Genomic DNA, 17,719 nt, shown 5'->3' on the forward strand with positions numbered 1-17,719 from the left:
GGCCGGTCAGGGAATGCGGGCATCATGCACAAGGCAGGCCACGGGCACGCCCCCCCGCATGAAGGGCCGGTCCACGCAGGGCGGTACATCCCCCAGCAGGCTGTGCCACGGACCGGGCAGTGACGGAAGCCGGAGCGTGATATCCGGCGTGTGGTCCAGCGCCAGCGTGTCCGCCCCCACCCCCAGCCCAAGCGGCAGGCGCGGGGCCAGGACCAGCAGGCTCATCCCGTCATGCTGGCGCAGGAAGGCAATGGCATGGGCCTGATCCGCCCCGGCAATATCGACGGGGGTATAGCTGCCCGAGGCAAACAGCCCGGGATAATGCTGGCGAAAGGACAGGATGCGGCGGATCAGGTCCTGCTTGACCCGGCCCGTGCGCCACACGGCGGCGGCGGCGGCAAAACTGGTGGCCTGTTCCAGCAGCGCGTCACGATGGGCAAAATCCACCGGGCTGCGGTTATCGGGGTCCACCAGACTGAAATCCCACAGGTCACAGCCCTGGTACAGATCCGGCACACCGGGCACGCACAGCCGCAGCAGGGTCTGTGCCAGTCCGTTCAGCGCACCGGCGGGGGCAATGCGGGCCACGAACCCCTCAAGCTGGTGCAGGAAGGCCGCGCTGCGTCCCGGGTCCAGCAGGCGTTCGGCAAAGCGGGCGCAGGCGGTCTCGTACGCCGCGTCGGGCCGGGTCCAGCCGGTATGGCGCCCGGCTTCACGCAGGGCCTTGGTCTGCCATTGTGTGATACGCTGGCAAAACCGGTCCCGTGCCGTCCCCTCCCCCAGCGCAAGCAGTGGCCAGACGCCCACCAGTGCCTGATAGAGCATGAGTTCATCAATCCGGTCGGGTCCGGGGCCGTCCGCCCCGCCGGCCGCGCCATTATGGGCAAACCAGCCCTGGACCAGTCCTTCCCATTCCACGGCCACCTCGCTCAGTACCGCAAGCCGGGCACGGGCGTCCTCGCCACGTTTGTGGTCGTGGGTGGCGGTGGCCAGCAGCGCATGGGGAAAACGCGCCGCGCGCGCAGCGCAGGCGTCATGAAAAGCCGCGACCGGCAGGGCAAGGACCTGTGGATCAGATCCCACCTCATTGCGCGACAGCAGGCGGCCGTAGCGGTAGAAGGCCGTATCCTCCAGCGATTTGGCGGCCAGCGGCGCGGTCAGGTGTTCAAAGGCAAGCTGTGCGTGGCGCACACCCACGGGCGGGGCCTGGTCGGGGCAGGATTCCAGCAGCCGCGCCATGCGCGCCACCATGGCGCACTGCCCGGCGGCCAGAAAGGGAAAGGCCGCCCGCTCCGCCCGGCGCAGGGCGGCCGTACCCGCCTGGTGGTCCTGTATGACCTCATCGGCAAAATAGGTGCGGTAGGGCTGAAACTGCACCAGCAGGTTACGCAGGCCGTCATGCATTTCGTGCGTGGCGCAGCCTTCGGCCGTGTCGCACAGCGCGCGGTCCAGCAGGGCGGCCAGATGCGTGAACCCGGCGCAGAAGGTCTGTTCAATCAGCTGGGCACGGGCGGTTTTCACGATGGGATCAAGGGGCTGCGCATCCGGGCCGCAGGTGGCCCACAGCCGGTCCAGCGCCACGGCCCCCGCGCCGTCATGCAGGACCGCACCCACCTGGTCCATGAAATCATAGCCGGTCGTGCCATCCACCGGCCATGCGGCAGGCAGGTTTTCCCCGGCCACCAGTATCTTTTCAACATATACGGCCCCGCCCGGCATCGCGTGTCCGGGCCGGAACGGGGTCAGGGCATCCAGCCGTTCGCGCAGGCGCTGGCAGTAGGCGGCGGGGGCGGCCAGCCCGTCAATGTGATCCACCCGCAGCCCGTCCACCACACCGCGCCGGTAAAGCGACAGGACATAGGCATGCACCGCCTCGAACACCTCGCTACGTTCCACGCACACGCCCACCAGGCCGGTAATGTCAAAGAAACGCCGCCAGTTGATGCGTGTCGCCGCTTCCCGCCAGCAGGCCAGCCGCCAGTGCTGCCGCCCCAGCAGGGCCGCAAGGCGCGCGCGGCCGGACGGACTGGTCCCGTCATGCAGGGCGGCAAGCTGCTGCAGTGCCTGGTCCCCATCCCGTGTTGCCGCCCACTGCCGCAGCGCGGCCAGGGCCGCCCCGGCTTCGGCGCAGGGGCCGGCGCGCATGGCCACGCGCGTCCACGCCGCCAGCAGCGGCCCCGGTGCCCCGACCCCCACCAGCAGGGCGGCATAACCCGCCGGGCATAGGGGAAACCGATGGTCATGATGCTGCACGAAAAACAGCCCGCTGCCCCCGTCATGCCGCACGGACAGCAGGCCCGCCGCCATGGCGTCCTCCACCGGCCGGTCAAGGAAGGGCAGCAGAACGCGGCCATGCAGTTCGGGGTCGGATACATGCCAGTTGATGTCAAACCATGTGGCATGGTCCGAAGCCCGCCCCCATGCCAGCACATCCAGCCACCAGGCATTATCCGCATTGGCGGCCATATGGTTGGGCACGATGTCCAGGATCAGCCCCATGCCATGGGCATGCAGCCGGTCGGTCAGCCGGATCAGCGCGGCCTCCCCCCCCAGTTCGGGATCGATCCGGTCATGGGCAATCGTGTCATAGCCATGGGTGGACCCGGGGCTGGCCGCGAAAAGGGGGGATGCATACAGATGGCTGATCCCCAGCCGGGCGAACTGCGGCACCAGCGCGCGGGCGCCATCCAGCGTCATGCCGCCACGGAACTGCAGCCGCAACGTGGCCCGCACGCTGGCCCCGCCTGCCCCGCTATTCACGGCCACGCCCCGCGCGCAGGCGATTGAGGCGCCGGCGCGCATCCGGGCCGGACAGCACGGTGGCCGCCGTGCCGGGGTAGCGCCTGCGCCAGTTTGGGTGCCCCGTGGTGGTGCCCGGCAGGTTTGGCTGTTCCGCCAGGCCCAGCAGGTCCTCCAGCGCAATGACCACCAGCGGGCAGGGCGTGCGGGCAACAAGACTGACCGCTTCATCCACCACACCCACGGCCCCCGTGGCGGTCGCGGGCGGCTTTTCCACCAGGCGCCCCGACCGTGTGCCGCGCGCGGGGCGCGCACCGGAAGCGACAAGGGCCGTCCATAACGCGGCGCGGTCGTTTTCACGCTCGTCCCGCAGGCTCAGCGCATCCATGCCCGCCGGCAGCTGCCCCAGCCTGACCCGCCAGTCCAGGTCAATCCCCTGCCACCAGCCCGCCACCGTGGGCAGGTCATGCGTGGTGGTCATGGCCGTGGCATTGCGCGACCATGCGGCTGGCGGCAGGAACGCGCCCTGTGCCGTACGCTCGAAAAACAGCACGTTCATGCCCATGATTCCCTGTTTTTCCGCCGCCCTGCGGAAAGTGGCGGTAACCGTGCCCAGATCCTCGCCAATCACGATGGCATCGGCCCGCGCGGCCTCCAGCGCCACAAGCCGCATGAGGTCACGCACGGGAAAGGCCAGATACGCCCCATCGGCCGATGCGCCGCCCTGCGGTATGACCCACAGCCGTTCCAGTGCCATGACATGGTCGATCCGCAGCCCGCCGCCATGGGCGAAACCCGCGCGCAGGGTATCGATAAAGGCGCGGTATCCGCTGGCCTGCAGCCCGCGGGGGGAAAAGGTGGTCAGCCCCCAGTCCTGCCCCAGCGGGCTGAGCAGGTCGGGTGGCGCGCCAATGGATGCGCCGACCAGGAATTCATCCTGCCGCGCCCAGCATTCGCTGCCCGTCGGGTCCACGCCTACCGCCATGTCGGCAATCAGGCCGATGCGCATGCCGGCGGTACGGGCGGCCGCACCGGCCTGCGCCATGCCGCGGGCGGCAAGCCACTGCACGAAGATATGGAAATCCACGTCATGGGCGAACTCGGCGGCAAAACGTGCGACCTCGGGGCTGTCCGGCTGGCGCATGGCCTGCGGCCAGCGGCGCCAGTCCCCCCCGCGCGCCCCCCGGGTGGTGAAATGGGCGTGCAGGGTCTCGAATATGGCATGGTGTTCCAGTGCCCTGCCCCCGGCCTGGCGGAAGGCGCACAGGGCATCGGGCGGGGCCGGGGCAATGCGCTCTTCATAAAGCTGGCGCAACAGGCGGTAACGTTGCGGGGCCGCCTGCTCCCATTCGATCAGGGGCGCCTGTTCCAGCGCGCGCAGGGTATCGGCCTGACCATGCCGCAGGGTGGCGGCCTGTATCGTGGCGGTATCGAATACCGCATGCGGGTCGGCCAGCAGGGGATTGAGGAACAGCCGCGAGGAAGGCGAATACGGGCTGTACTGCTCCGGCCGGGCCGCGAACATGGCATGGACCGGACTTATGGCCAGCGCATCCGCCCCCCGGGACGCCGCCGCGCGCGCAAGGCTGGCCACCGCGCCAAAATGGCCAATCCCCCCATCGCCCGGCGTGCACAGGCCATAGATCTGGGCACCCACGCCCCATGGCCGGGCCGGGCCGCCCGCCGTCCGCGCCGCGACTGACGGGCAGGCGGCGGGCGTGAGCGCCAGCGTGGTATGCATACCGCCAATTTCCAGCCGGTGATAGCCGCAGCGGGTCATGGCGGGCAGCACCAGTCGGCCCCGTACCTGGCGCAGCGTGCCTTCAATAACGTCCCCTTCCTCCATGATCAGGCGGAACGTGGCGGGGACATCGCTGCCCATATGCGGCAGGACCGTCGCCTGCCCCGCCACGGCCACAACCATGGCGGGCAGGCTGGAGGGGCCGCGCCCGGCACCGCCATGATTTTCCAGCACGGCCAGCAGGCGGCGGATACTTTCGTTGGAGACCCGGTGAATCTGCCCCCCCACGTCGCGCCAGCGCATGCTCAGCCCGGCCCGGCGGGCACGGTCGGCCAGGTCACGGTTATTCATCCGCTCCCTCCGCAAGGCAGACCACGACACTGTCGGGCGGCAGGATGGTATGGAAAAGGTCCGTCCCCTGCGGCAGGACCGCATGCAGGCAGCGCCCGCGCAGCGTGTCGGGCCATGCCACCGATGCCACACCAAGGTTGAGTGCCATGCCCAGCACCGTCCCGTCCCCCATGCGCCAGCGCGCCATGACCGCGCCCGGGCCAATGACGTGCGCGCCAATGGCCCGCGCACCGGGCAGGCGGGGCATGATCTCGGCCTTGCGCAGGGCAAGCAGGTTCCGGATCATCGCCAACCACCCGGCATGGGGGGGCGCCTCACGTTCCGCCACGCGCAACTGGGACGTGGCAAAGGTTTCCGGCGCATTGGGGTCGGGGATCAGGTGACGTGTCTTTTCTGATGCGAAATGCGAGAAACCGGCAAACTCCCTGCGCCGCCCGTCGCGCACGATCCGCCCCAGTTCGGGCGTGTGGCTGGTAAAGAACAGGAAGGGCTGGCGGGAACCCCATTCCTCCCCCATGAACAGCAGCGGTATCTGCGGGCACAGCAGCACCAGCCCGTAGGCCGCGCGCAACGCCTGGGGGGCGGCCAGCACGTTCAGCCGTTCCCCCAGCGCGCGGTTGCCGATCTGGTCATGGTTCTGCAGGAAGATGATGAACCGCTCCGGCGCAAGGTCGGCGCTGGGGCTGCCGCGTGGCTGGCGGGTCACGGGCGAGACCTCGCCCTGGAAGGCAAAGCCCTCGGCCAGCACGCGCGCCAGCGCGGCCGCCGGGTCGGGGGCGAAATTGCCGTAATAGCTTTCGTCCTCGCCGGTCAGCAGCACATGCAGGGCGTTATGGGCATCATCATTCCACTGGGCGCGATAGCCCGCGCGCAGCAGGCCCGCGTCGTTATTCTCGTTTTCCACCATCAGGTGGACATGCCGTCCCGGTTCCACATGCGCACGGATGCGCGCGGGCAGTTCGGCCAGCCATGTCCGCTCGGTCATGGCCTGCACCGCGTCCAGCCGCAGCCCGTCAAAACGGAATTCCATAATCCAGTACAGCGCGTTGTCCACAAAGAACGTCTGCACCGCATCCTGCCTGAAATCGATGGCGGCACCCCATGGCGTAGGCCGGTCGGCGCGGAAGAAGGGGGCTGCGTAGGCGGCCAGGTAATTCCCGTCCGGACCGAAATGGTTATAGACCACATCAAGAAACACCATGAGCCCCAGCCCGTGCGCCCGGTCGATCAGGTCCTTGAGTTCATCAGGGTGGCCATGGGCGGATTCCGGGGCAAAGGGCAGGACACCATCATACCCCCAGTTGCGCCCGCCCGGTATTTCGGACAGCGGCATAAGCTCGATGGCCGTAACCCCAAGGGCCACCAGCCGGGGCAGTTCGCGCGCCACCCCGCCATATCCGCCCATCAGGCCCACATGGACTTCGTATATGACCGCCTCATGCCACGGGCGGCCGGGCCAGCGGGGGTACTGCCAGTCGTAATCCGCCGGGTCCATGACCTCGCTGGGGCCATGAACGTCATCGGGCTGGTAGCATGAGGCGGGATCGGGCACCGCAAGATCGGGGCCGACCCGGTAACGGTAGCGCGCACCGGCACCGCAGGGATGGACGCATTCGAACCATCCCCCCCTGCGCCGTGCCATGGGGGCGGGGGCATGCCCTTCCACTTCCAGCGCCACGGCATCGCACGACGGCGCCCACAGGCGGAAACGGGTATGCCCCCTGTCAAGCAGCGTGGCCCCCGCGTGGCGGTTATGGTGAAAATGCACGCTCATGCGTCCTCTCCCCCTGCGACGGCCGCGAACAGAAGCAGGCCATGGGCCGGCACGATGATGTCGCGCGCACCGTGCTCCAGTGTCATTTCCGGCTGTTCGGGCCGGGTGGTATCCAGCTGCAGGGCCCATTTCCCAAGCGGGGCCGGCAGGGTTGCGGCCACGTCCTCGGCATGGGCGTTGAGTACGGTATACGTCATGTCCACCGTGCCATCCTCATCCGTGCAGGCCCGCCGCACCCCCAGGAAGTGAAAGCCCGCATCCCCCCACTGCGCCGCGCCGATCAGACTGCCATCGGGGCAGAACCAGCTTATGTCAGGCAGGTCGGGCATGGGCCTGTGGCGCCCGTGCATGTAGCGCGCGGCCCGCAGGGAGGAATGACGGCCACGCAGCGCCACAAGGCGCGCGACAAAGCCGGTCATGCTGCGGCCCGCGGCCGTGGCCGCCAGCCCCCAGTCCAGCCATGTCGTGGCGTTGTCCTGACAGTAGGCGTTGTTGTTGCCGTGCTGGGTCTGGCCGAACGCATCACCCGCCAGCAGCATGGGCGTGCCGTGCGAGAACATGAGCGTTGCCATCATGGCGCGCCGGATGCGGCCACGCAGCTTCAGTATGACAGGATCGGTGGTCGCCCCTTCCACGCCCCAGTTGGCGCTGTAATTCTCGGGTGCGCCATCCTGACCGTCCTCGCCATTGGCGTCGTTGTGGCGCGTGGCGTAGCTGACCAGGTCCGCCAGCGTGAAACCGTCATGCGTGGTCAGGATGTTGATCGAACTCCACGGCCTGCGGCCACGTCTGTCCAGCAGGTCGCCCGAACCCGCGATGCGGGCCGCCATGTCACCGTGCTGCAGTCCGTCACCGCGCCAGAAACGGCGCGTGGTGTCACGGAAACGGTCGTTCCATTCGGCAAAGCCGGGGGGGAAGTTGCCGAACTGATAGCCCCCCGGCCCGGGGTCCCACGGCTCGGCGATCAGCTTGCGGGTGGACAGGACGGGGTCCTGGATCACGGCATCTAGGAACCCCGATCCCTGGTCAAAGCCATAGGGTTCGCGCGCCAGAACGGTGGCCAGGTCAAAGCGGAAGCCATCGATATGATAATTCTCCGCCCAGTAGCGCAGGGAATCCAGCACCATCTGCAGCACGCGCGGATGGGACAGGTTGAGCGTGTTGCCACAGCCGGTATCGTTGATCAGATGCCGCTCGTTACCGGGCACAAGGCGGTAATAGGTGGCGTTGTCCAGCCCCCGGTAGCACAGGGTCGGCCCCAGTTCGCTGCCTTCGCAGGTGTGGTTGTAGACCACGTCCATCACCACCTCGATCCCAGCTTTGTGCAGGCGGCGGATGGCGGCACGCAGTTCGTGGGGCGAACCGCTGGCAAGATAGCCCGCATGCGGCACGAAAAAGGCCAGCGTGTTGTAGCCCCAGTAATTGGTCAGCCCGCGTTCGAGCAGATGGCGCTCGGGCAGGTAGCACTGGATGGGCAGCAGTTCGATGGTGGTGATGCCCAGCCGCTTCAGATGCGCGACCATGGGGGGGGCGCACAGGGCCTGGAACGTACCGGGCCGGGCGTGATCCATCTCGCGCTGCATGGTCAGTCCCCTTACATGGGCCTCCATGATCACGGTCTGCTCCCACGGCACACGGGGCAGCGTGTCGTCCTCCCATTCATACGCATCATGCACCACCACGCATCTGGGCATGGCGGGTGCGCTGTCACGCCGGTCGAACGACAGGTCGGCGCGGGGGGAATGCAGGCGGTAGCCGAACTGCGTGTCCGACCATGAAAGCGGGCCGCTCAGGCCACGGGCATAGGGATCAAGCAGCAGCTTGTGGGGATTGAAGCGGTGGCCATTGGCCGGGTCATACGGCCCGAAGGCGCGATACCCGTATAACAGGCCGGGTTCCGCATCGGGCAGGTAGCCGTGCCATATCTCGTTGGTATATTCGGGCAGGCGGTAGCGCCGGATCTCACGCCGGTCACGCGGGTCGAAAATACAGACATCCACCTGCTGCGCATTGGCGGAAAACACGGCAAAATTGACCCCCATCCCGTCCCAGTGCGCGCCCAGTGGCGCCGGACTGCCGGACGAGAGCGCCGGCGGGAACCGGATCATGCCCCCTCTCCCGCCGGATGAAGGTACAGGGCCGCAAGCGGCGGCAGCGTCAGCACGCACGAGCACGGCTGACCGTGGGCGCCCTGGTCCGTTGCCCATACCGTGCCGCCATTGCCTACGCCGCTGCCGCCATAGGGGGTGGCATCGGAATTGAGACATTCCCGCCACAGCCCCCCCACCGGCACGCCCACCCGGTAGTCGTGCCGTGGCACGGGGGTCAGGTTGAGCACGACCAGCACCGGCGGCCGGGCCGGGGCAAGACGCAGCCAGGCCAGTACCGTATTGACCGTGTCATCGCCGATGATCCAGGCAAAGCCTGCGGGCTCGCTGTCCCGTGCGTGCAGGGCGGGCAGGCTGCGATAAAGGTGGTTCAGGTCGCCCACCAGGGTGGCCAGGCCGGATTTGAACGGATTGTCGCGGCTGCTCCAGTCCGGCTCGCCCTCATGCGACCATTCGCTGTCCTGCCCGAATTCACTGCCCATGAAGATCAGCTTGCGGCCCGGATGCGCCCACATGAAGGCGAAGAACAGCCGCATGTTGGCATGGCGCTGCCAGTCATCGCCCGGCATGCGCGCCAGCAGCGCGCCCTTGCCGTGGGTCACTTCATCATGCGACACGCACAAAATGAAGTGCTCGCTGAACGCATAGTGCAGGCCGAACAGGATTTCATGCAGGTGGAAACCCCGCCATAACGGGTCACGCGCGAAAAAGCGCAGGCTGTCGTGCATCCACCCCATGTTCCATTTGTACGAAAATCCCAGCCCGCCATACGCCACGGGGTGGGTCACGCCGGGCCAGGCGGTTGACTCTTCGGCAATCATCATGGCGTCCGGCACGGTAGCGTGCACGGTTTCGTTCAACTGGCGCAGGAAGGCCACGGCTTCCAGGTTTTCGCGCCCGCCATGGATATTGGGTATCCACTCCCCTTCCCCACGGCTGTAGTCACGGTACAGCATGGACGCCACGGCATCGACCCGCAGCCCGTCGATATGGTAGCGCTCCAGCCACATGAGCGCGCTGGAAATCAGGAAACCACGCACCTCATGCCGCCCGAGGTTATAGATATGGGTGTTCCAGTCCCGGTGCACGCCCTCACGCGGGTCCTGGTGTTCATACAGCGCGCAGCCATCAAAACAGACCAGCCCATGCACATCATTGGGAAAATGCGCGGGCACCCAGTCCAGTATCACGCCGATGCCCGCGCCATGGCAGGCATCGACAAAACCCGCGAAATCGGCAGGCGTGCCGTGCCGGGCGGAAGGTGCGAACAGCCCCAGCGGCTGGTAGCCCCATGAACCGCCAAACGGATATTCCATGACCGGCATCAGTTCCACATGCGTAAAACCGGCCGCCCGCACATACGGGATCAGTTCGGCCGCAAGTTCCCGCCATGAGATGATGCGCTCGGGGTCCCCCTGCGGCCTGCGCCACGAGGGAACATGCAGTTCGTATATGGACAGCGCCGAATCATGGGCCTGAGCCGCGCCACGGCGGTCCATCCATGGCCCATCGGTCCAGGCAAAACCCTCGGCCGGCGCAATGACGGACGCCGTGGCGGGCGGGCGTTCGGCAAAGCGGGCAAAGGGATCGGCCTTCTGGGGCAGGATATGCCCATCACGCGCCATGATCTCGAATTTGTAGCGCTCGCCCGGCCCAAGGCCGGGAATGAACAGCTCCCACACCCCCGCTTCATGCCGCAGGCGCATGGGGTGGCGCCTGCCATCCCAGAAATTGAAATCCCCTATCACCGAAACCCGCCGCGCATTGGGCGCCCATACGGCAAAGCGCACGCCAGGCGTGTGCTCCACCACCATGGGTTGTGCCCCCATGACACGGTCCAGTGACGCATGCCGCCCTTCGGAAAACAGGCGCAGCGTTTCCCCATCCAGCAGCAGGCCGAAGGAATACGGGTCCGCCGTTTCCTCCACCGCATCCGCCCAGACAATTTTCAGATGATAGCGTGCCCCCGCGGCAATGGTGCCGACATGCAGCCCCGTATCGCCCATGCGCCGCATGGGGCGTTCCACTTCGCCACCACGGGGGCGTTCAACCACCAGGCGCACACGCGCCGCGTCATGATACATCACACGGATGACATCAACCTTGCCCATGTTGTGGCGACCAAGGATGGAAAACGGGTCGGCACTGCGGCCATGCACAAGATCGTCCACGCCGGGGGGCAGGCGGTAATGGGCCTCATCCTGTCTGATCCTCATGCCTTGGCCTTTTGCTGTTCTGTTTTCGTGTACCGGGGTGGCAGCCCCTGCGGGCCGCGCGCCTAATGCGGCATGGCCACGGGACGGGACAGGCGGGGCGGGCGGCGGGCGATACGGCGCCTGCGCCCTTCAGGGCGCCCCGGGGGCAGGACGATCACGTTGGACGGGGCCTGCGGGGCGGACAGGTCCATCCCCAGCAGTTCGGCAAACAGGGCCACGTAATGGGCGGCCTTTGCATTCCATGACACGTCATATCCCGCGCCATTGAGCTGGAGCTGGCGCCATATGGCGCGCTGGCGGCGATAGAGCAGGCGCGCGCGGTTGACGGCCGCGACCAGCGTTTCCCCATCCACCGGCGAGAACAGGAACCCCGTGCCGCCACCCCGCGCCAGCGCGGCCGGATTGGCATCGATTATGGTATCGGCAAGCCCCCCCACGCGCGATGCGATGGGCACCGCGCCATAACGCAGCGCGCCAAGCTGGGTCAGCCCGCAGGGTTCGAAGCGTGAGGGGATGAGGAACGCATCCGCCGCCGATGGCACGCGATGGCCCAGTTCCTCGCTATAGCCCAGATGGCAGGCGAAACGGCGCGGAAACTGGCGCTGCAGCGCGGCCAGTCCGCGTTCGATCTCCCGGTCGCCTTCCCCCACCACGATTACCTGCGTATTGGCCACCAGCAGGCGCGGCATGACGGTGTTCAGCAGGTCGATGCCCTTCTGCGCGGTCAGCCTGCTGACAATGCCGATGACAAAGGCATCCGGATCCGCCACCAGGCCGAATTCCGCCTGCAGGTCGCGCTTGTTGGGCGCGCGCCCTACGGTGTCACCCGCCACGTAGGGAAAATGTACCGCCGGGTCACTGGCGGGGTTCCATATATCGGTATTGATGCCATTGAGTATGCCTTCCAGCCGTTCCCCCCGCTGGCGCAGCAGGCCATCCAGCCCCATCCCGCCCTCGGGTGTCTGGATTTCATGCGCGTAGCTGGGGGAGACGGTGGTAATGCGGTCGGCATGGTACAGCCCCGCCTTGAGAAAGCTGAGTGCGCCGTAGCATTCACATCCCTCGACTGAAAACGCCTCTGGCGGCAGCCCGAATTCCGCAAGGCATGCAGCGGGAAAGCGCCCCTGGAAGGCAAGGTTGTGAATGGTCTGGACCACCGGCACGCCTGCGCCGGGGGCGGCCTGCGCGCGGCGGTCATGATGCAGGTAGGCCGCCGTCAGCCCCGCCTGCCAGTCATGCGCCTGTACCAGATCGGGATGATAGGCCGCAATCCTGCCCTGTGCGATATCCGCCGCCATGCGTGAAAGGACCGCAAAGCGGATGCCGTTATCAGGCCAGTCCTGTCCATCAGGGCACAGATACGGGTTTCCGGGCCGGTCAAACAGAGTGGGCGCGTCCAGCACCAGCAGGTCCAGCCCCTGCGCCCGCCCGGACCACAGCGTGGCGGCATGCCCCAGTATGTCAGTCCAGGCCCCCACCGGCTTGCGGCCCCGCAACGCGGCCATCACGGCCGGGTAGCCGGGCAGCAGGGTCGTGACCTCCACCCCGTAGGGCGCCAGGGCCCGGGGGAGCGAACCCGTGACATCGCCCAGCCCCCCGGTCTTGACAAAGGGAAACATCTCGGACGCAACCGAAAGCAGCCGGACGGGCGAAAGGAAAGGAGTAACCGCACTGAGCATGGGCCTGCTTCCTTGCAAAAGGGAGGGTGGCGGTCGGATTTTCCGGTTCCGCAGCAGTTAACGACCCATCCGGCGCATGGTCTCACCAACACGTTTAAGTGATCCCGTAATGCCTGATCATTACTTGGTATTATTTCATGACATGCCCCTTTTTTGAAAAAAGGCAATTCTGTGTCATGTCTGCTCCCGCCCTGTTAACGGGCATGGAGACATGCGTCCCGGTGCGGGACCGGACGCATCCGGCCCACAGGCGGCATCGCGGCGGGAACCTGCTGCTCCATCTTCCCCCCTTGCGGGGCAGCGATACCGCGCATCAGGGCAGCGGACCGGTCGTGACACGGGCCATATGAGCAGCATGCGGTTGCCTGTCCATCATCCAGAACGCGGGGCTGGGGGCAGCGACAGCCAGCCCGCGCCACACTTTCAGGATATGCCAGCCCCACAGGACAGGACGGGAAGCAGGTGTTGCGGCCTGCCCCTACCGCCGGGTAGCAACCACGACTGCCCCGAACGGGACTGAACCCGTGGGGATCATCATCAAGAAGGGGCTGATGCCGGATCAGCCGCCGTCCTCTCCCTTGCTGGCGGCAACACAGGCATCACGGATCGACGTATCGCCATGCCCCACGCATTCCATGGCCAGCAGGCCGGCATCGTTGGTGCGGTTCATCTTACGCAACAGATGAATACGGTAGATATAGAATGAAGAATCCTCGAAAGCCGCCTGCATCTTGGCCAGGTAGGCAAGAGCCTGATCGTTCTTGTTCTGGCCTTCCAGGTAGGAAGACTTGAGCAGCGCAATCTGGCGCGTGACGTCGGGGCGACTGGCCCCGCGCTCGATCATGCTGATCGCCACCGGCGAGAGGTGATGCACGCCATCATTGCCCACCGCGCCATAAAACAGCGAAAGCTGGCTGTTGGCCACTGGCGCGTGCAGGCGGGCCTGTTCCGCCACGACCGCCCCGAAATTCTTCGCCTGTATCTGGTCAGCCATCCCGTTCAGGCTCTGCACGTCCAGCAGCATGGTCTGCATGTGGGCGGTCTTGATGAACTGCTGGAATGGGGCCCGATGTTCGGGATTGACCACATCGCCATAATTATGGGCAATGTACTGCGCCACATGTTCCTGCCGGGCGGAGGCCGCCGGGTGCGTTCCCGCCAGCGCATCCCAGTTGCGCACCAGCCACGCACCGGTATTGACCTGCACGCCGTAACCCTGCTGCCCGCTGGCATTGCGCGTGCGACCGGCTTCGAACAGGCGCTTCTGGCCCTTGACCTTCTGTGCCTTGAGCTGTTCCTCATCCTGCGCGATCAGTCCCAGCATGGTCGACGCGGCATCAAGCTCGTAACCGGCCCGTGCCATAAGGTCGACCGCCATGACGTCGGCTTCCTTTTCCTGCTTGCGCGACCAGGCGGGGAAGGCTGCCTGTGCCGTCAGCAGGTTGCTGCCAAAATCGGACAGAAGCGCCATCTGCGCCATCTGCCCGGCGCCACCGATATTGAGCTTGGACGCAATGGACGCCGCAAGGTCAATCCCCCCCATGACACGCTGGGTCGTGTTCTGTGTTTCGGTGCGGTGGCGGGTGTGGCCCAGCAGGATATGGGACAGTTCATGCGCCAGCACGAAGGCGATCATGTCCTCCGTCTGTACGTCGGGGGTCTTGCGCATGTAATCAAGCGTGCCGGCATAGACGAACATCACGCCACCGGCCGAGACCTCGCTGGCAAATGACATGCTGGGTACAAGGAAAATGGGGATTTCAGGCCGGGGCCCGTTCCACCCCTCCAGCAGGTGGTTCACGATCCTGCGCAGATAGGCCTCTGTCGGGGGATCGTTAAACGTCCCGGTTTCCTGCAGGTTGAACGGCGCCAGGGCCAGTGTCTCGGGCGGTGGGGGCGGATAGGCCGCGGGAACGCTGACCCCCTCAATGAATTTGCCCTTTGCCTGTGCCGTACCCGGCAGGCCGGGGGCGGTCAGTACCGCCGCGCCGCACAGGCCAAGGCCCAGGCGTGAAAGGAAGCTGCGCGCCATTGGTTCAGCATCCATCCGTCAGGCCGTTGCTGCCACGCATCTGGCTGGTGACGATACCGGGGGCAATGCCCTGCTTGCAGGTCAGCATCGGCAGGCTGCTGGGCGGCACATCAACCTTGACCGCGGCGGGACGGACAAGCACGACCCCCTGGTCCGTCTGGATCTTCAGCAGCTTGTAAGCACCCGGCACAATACCCACGACCGGCTTGCCAATAACGGCTGATGCCGGAATCCTGTCTGCCGGCTTGCCATTGGCGGTAAAACTGGTGACGGTCGGCAGATCAAATGTACCCAGAACCGTCGCGGCCGAAGCGATGGACGGCAGAATGGCCAGAGCCATGGCAATAAAATACTTCTTCATTTTTGAACTCTTCATATCCTGTATTAAGGTTGGATTTGGAGAAATGGACCGGCCACCGGCAGCCGATGCTGCCTGCGGGCCTGCATCGGACTGTGTGGCCTAACTGTTTTCCTCGGGCTTTTTCTCACCCGTCAGCGGGGTCAGTACGCTCCATACAAAACCCGTATCCTCGCCCGTCTCGCTCAGCGCCAGCCACAGCAGGACAAAACCGATCCAGTCTTCCATGGGCCAGAGCAGTAAATCCTCGTTAATGACAAACATCACGGCCACGACGGTCACACTGAGCAACAGCTTGCTGAAATAATACCGTTTACCTTTTTCTCTCTCCTTTCCCGTATTCTGGTCATTCGAAGCGGAAGTAAGGATGGACAGGCACAGCAGCACCGCCAGCAGGCCATAGACCAGGAACAGCGCCCAGAACCCGTAGGTACCGTGACGGAGCAGCCCGACATCCAACCCCAGCAGGCTGGCGGAAAACACGACTGCCACCATTATGGCACGGCTGCGGTTCGTGCTTATCCATTGCCCGATGCTGCGCGTTACATGATGGGCATATGCCCAGGCCGCCAGGGCCACGCCAAACAGGCCCAGCGCCGGCAGCATCAGCATATGCCACCGGTCCGGGTTCGTGGCGTACAGGCTGGTCGCCACCCCCAGCAGGACGGACATGGCCACGCAGGCCGCCGTCAGGACCCGGCTGGCACGCGCGCTTACGGAAACCGGTTCGTGGATCATGCTGTAGCTGTAGGCGGCGATAAAAAGCCAGACGACGAATTCCAGACATTCAGCCGAATCAATCTTCAGCCACCTGGTACTGATCCACTCACCCGGTTCGCGAAAATAACGTTCGTTATAGGTCAGCAGGTTGTCCAGGGCCATGGCATGCTCATGAACCCCGGGTTCCTGACCGATCATGGGAACATCCACCACATCGTGGTCGCCATTGATGTGGGTGCCGTAAAACACCACCCGGTTCCTGAAGGCGGGTTCCAGATTCCTGACATCGGGTTCCAGGTTCCGGTCCAGATACCGGACCGGGACCGTCAGATGATACTGGCATTTCTGGCGTATATCCTTGCTGAAATAACCAAACAGGGCACGCGCCCCGATACGTGCGGCGTCCCATACACGCAGTACGGGCATATCATGGATATCGGGCAGGCAGCCGTCGGTCTTGGCATACAGGTCCTGGTATCTGGGCGCGCGCAGGCCCCAGCGTTCCACCAGCGGCTGCCCGAATGTATGTTCGGACATATCCGCCGGACAGGATTTCTGCCAGCCGGAGGCACAGAGCGTCCGATACAGCGCGAAGGCGCCGACCGGCACGGTCCTGGGCGCGTCCTCCCCTTCTTCCCCGTCGCCACCGTCATCATCACCAGACGCCTGCGGCGGGGGCGGCGCAAGCAGGAGCGGATAGAAACCGGCGGGCATTTTCCAGCCATTGATGATCTGGGACTGCGTCAGCGGTTCGGGCAGATCGTCATAGCCCCCGCCCAGCTGGCCACGGGCAAAGAACAGCGGCACCCCCATCCGTTTCGCACGTGCGATGACCGGGCCGAAGGTATCCTGCAGGCTTTCGCCCGCACGTTCGGCGTTGAAACGGATATCAACCATGATGGCCGCGGGGCCGGCATCCAGCATGCGGTCAATCACCTCGGCATGGCGGGCGTAGGTCAGCGGCCATGTTGTTGCGAAATATTCGCCACTCAGGTCCTTGTCCGTCACTTCGACCACGGAGATACGGTCCCGCGCGGGTGAATCCTGCATGCCATAGAACGCATCGGACAGACCGGCCAGGAAACGGGCGGATGACTGCTTGGTGGCACTTTCCATTGCCAGCGGATCAAACAGTTTGAACAGCACCCAGAACATGATCATTATTCCGAAGTAACATACAGGATGCCACCAGGAACGGACTTTGCGGGATTCTACCGTAACAAACGGGCGTGGGTTTAATGAATCTGACAATGCAATACTATGTGTAATCAGGTTGAAAATCGCCTGTTACGTTTTTTAACAGAGCCTGTCAACCGCTTCATGCAGGTAAATGGCGTTATAATTTATAAACCCTATAGTTATAAAAAAGCTATCAAGCCGGTCATATGATGGAAAACAGGAATTTTTTCCATTCCTTCAGGCCGTGCCATGGCAATCTGGATCTATCTGGTCCTGATCAATACGACTTCTTTTGTGTTTTTTATCGAAAATACGAAAATTTATGCTTCAATATATTGCAGTATGATTTATTTATTATTCGAGGAAATTTTCATATATGCCCGCCATAATATCATCCCGTTGCGACAGACCTTATGCGATATCAAACAGTCCTGAAAACAGCACCTTGATAAAAATACAGGCTCGACCGGAATATCCTGAGCGCATAAAAAAACACCCCCTGCGAAAGGGGGCGTTCATGGACCCGCGCGCAGTCCGGTCAGGGCCACCCGCGTACTGACCTTGGCCACGATGGCGGCATGGCAACAGAACCGCATGGTCATGAGCAGAGCAGAGCAGAAGGTGCATGCCCCCTGCCCCGTCAGTCAGAAGCGGGGAAGCGGGATATGCGGAAAATACAGGCATGCCGTAACGATCAGCGTGGCAAAGAACACAACCATGCATCCGACAATAAGGACGTGTTTTTTCTGCTGGGAAGTTGCAAGGGGAAGGTCACGATCCTCACCGGCGGGACGTGACGACCGATCTGTGCCATCCGATCTG

9 protein-coding genes are annotated in these 17,719 nt (G+C 64.8%); all 9 read right to left on the reverse strand.

Translation table 11 applies throughout. From position 1 onward, the window contains the following. Positions 1-6: 6 nt before the first annotated feature. On the reverse strand, positions 7-2,802 hold the full coding sequence (treY, locus tag CFR78_RS04955; RefSeq protein ID WP_258365939.1) for a malto-oligosyltrehalose synthase: 2,796 nt from the start codon (positions 2,800-2,802) through the stop codon (positions 7-9). Beyond that, entirely contained in the window at positions 2,753-4,831 is a 2,079-nt protein-coding gene (gene malQ, locus CFR78_RS04960) for a 4-alpha-glucanotransferase (RefSeq protein WP_034932889.1), read from the reverse strand. Before malQ ends, treY begins: the two co-directional genes overlap by 50 nt. Further along, positions 4,824-6,605 (reverse strand): malto-oligosyltrehalose trehalohydrolase, encoded by a 1,782-nt coding sequence (gene treZ, locus CFR78_RS04965; RefSeq protein WP_034932888.1) that lies wholly within the window; start codon positions 6,603-6,605, stop codon positions 4,824-4,826. Before treZ ends, malQ begins: the two co-directional genes overlap by 8 nt. Then, positions 6,602-8,713: a glycogen debranching protein GlgX gene (gene glgX, locus CFR78_RS04970; RefSeq protein WP_034932887.1), complete on the reverse strand. Its 2,112-nt coding sequence runs from the start codon at positions 8,711-8,713 to the stop codon at positions 6,602-6,604. Before glgX ends, treZ begins: the two co-directional genes overlap by 4 nt. Beyond that, complete coding sequence (glgB, locus tag CFR78_RS04975) at positions 8,710-10,929, reverse strand: 1,4-alpha-glucan branching protein GlgB (RefSeq protein ID WP_034932886.1); 2,220 nt, start codon at positions 10,927-10,929, stop codon at positions 8,710-8,712. The genes glgX and glgB overlap by 4 nt, the downstream gene beginning before the upstream one ends. Before the next feature lie 62 nt (positions 10,930-10,991). Further along, positions 10,992-12,608, reverse strand: coding sequence for a glycogen synthase GlgA (gene glgA, locus CFR78_RS04980; RefSeq protein WP_034932884.1), 1,617 nt, complete (start codon positions 12,606-12,608; stop codon positions 10,992-10,994). Between the two features lie 559 nt (positions 12,609-13,167). Further along, positions 13,168-14,640, reverse strand: coding sequence for a M48 family metalloprotease (locus CFR78_RS04985; protein WP_034932880.1), 1,473 nt, complete (start codon positions 14,638-14,640; stop codon positions 13,168-13,170). Positions 14,641-14,644: 4 nt separating this feature from the next. Further along, on the reverse strand, positions 14,645-15,001 hold the full coding sequence (locus tag CFR78_RS04990; RefSeq protein ID WP_034932877.1) for a hypothetical protein: 357 nt from the start codon (positions 14,999-15,001) through the stop codon (positions 14,645-14,647). 99 nt (positions 15,002-15,100) lie between these two features. After that, the gene (locus CFR78_RS04995; RefSeq protein ID WP_167331809.1) at positions 15,101-16,873 is read right to left on the reverse strand and encodes a CHASE2 domain-containing protein; all 1,773 of its coding nucleotides are present in this window, start codon (positions 16,871-16,873) and stop codon (positions 15,101-15,103) included. Between the last annotated feature and the right edge of the window lie 846 nt (positions 16,874-17,719).

Origin of the sequence: Komagataeibacter rhaeticus (genome assembly GCF_003207855.1) — a bacterium.
GTDB lineage: Bacteria > Pseudomonadota > Alphaproteobacteria > Acetobacterales > Acetobacteraceae > Komagataeibacter > Komagataeibacter rhaeticus.

Coding starts and splice junctions, on each gene's coding strand:
- treY (WP_258365939.1), bottom strand. CDS start 2,802: ATGCGCGCCGGCGCCTCAATCGCCTGCGCGCGGGGCGTGGCCGTGAAT.
- malQ (WP_034932889.1), bottom strand. CDS start 4,831: ATGAATAACCGTGACCTGGCCGACCGTGCCCGCCGGGCCGGGCTGAGC.
- treZ (WP_034932888.1), bottom strand. CDS start 6,605: ATGAGCGTGCATTTTCACCATAACCGCCACGCGGGGGCCACGCTGCTT.
- glgX (WP_034932887.1), bottom strand. CDS start 8,713: ATGATCCGGTTCCCGCCGGCGCTCTCGTCCGGCAGTCCGGCGCCACTG.
- glgB (WP_034932886.1), bottom strand. CDS start 10,929: ATGAGGATCAGACAGGATGAGGCCCATTACCGCCTGCCCCCCGGCGTG.
- glgA (WP_034932884.1), bottom strand. CDS start 12,608: ATGCTCAGTGCGGTTACTCCTTTCCTTTCGCCCGTCCGGCTGCTTTCG.
- CFR78_RS04985 (WP_034932880.1), bottom strand. CDS start 14,640: ATGGCGCGCAGCTTCCTTTCACGCCTGGGCCTTGGCCTGTGCGGCGCG.
- CFR78_RS04990 (WP_034932877.1), bottom strand. CDS start 15,001: ATGAAGAAGTATTTTATTGCCATGGCTCTGGCCATTCTGCCGTCCATC.
- CFR78_RS04995 (WP_167331809.1), bottom strand. CDS start 16,873: ATGTTCTGGGTGCTGTTCAAACTGTTTGATCCGCTGGCAATGGAAAGT.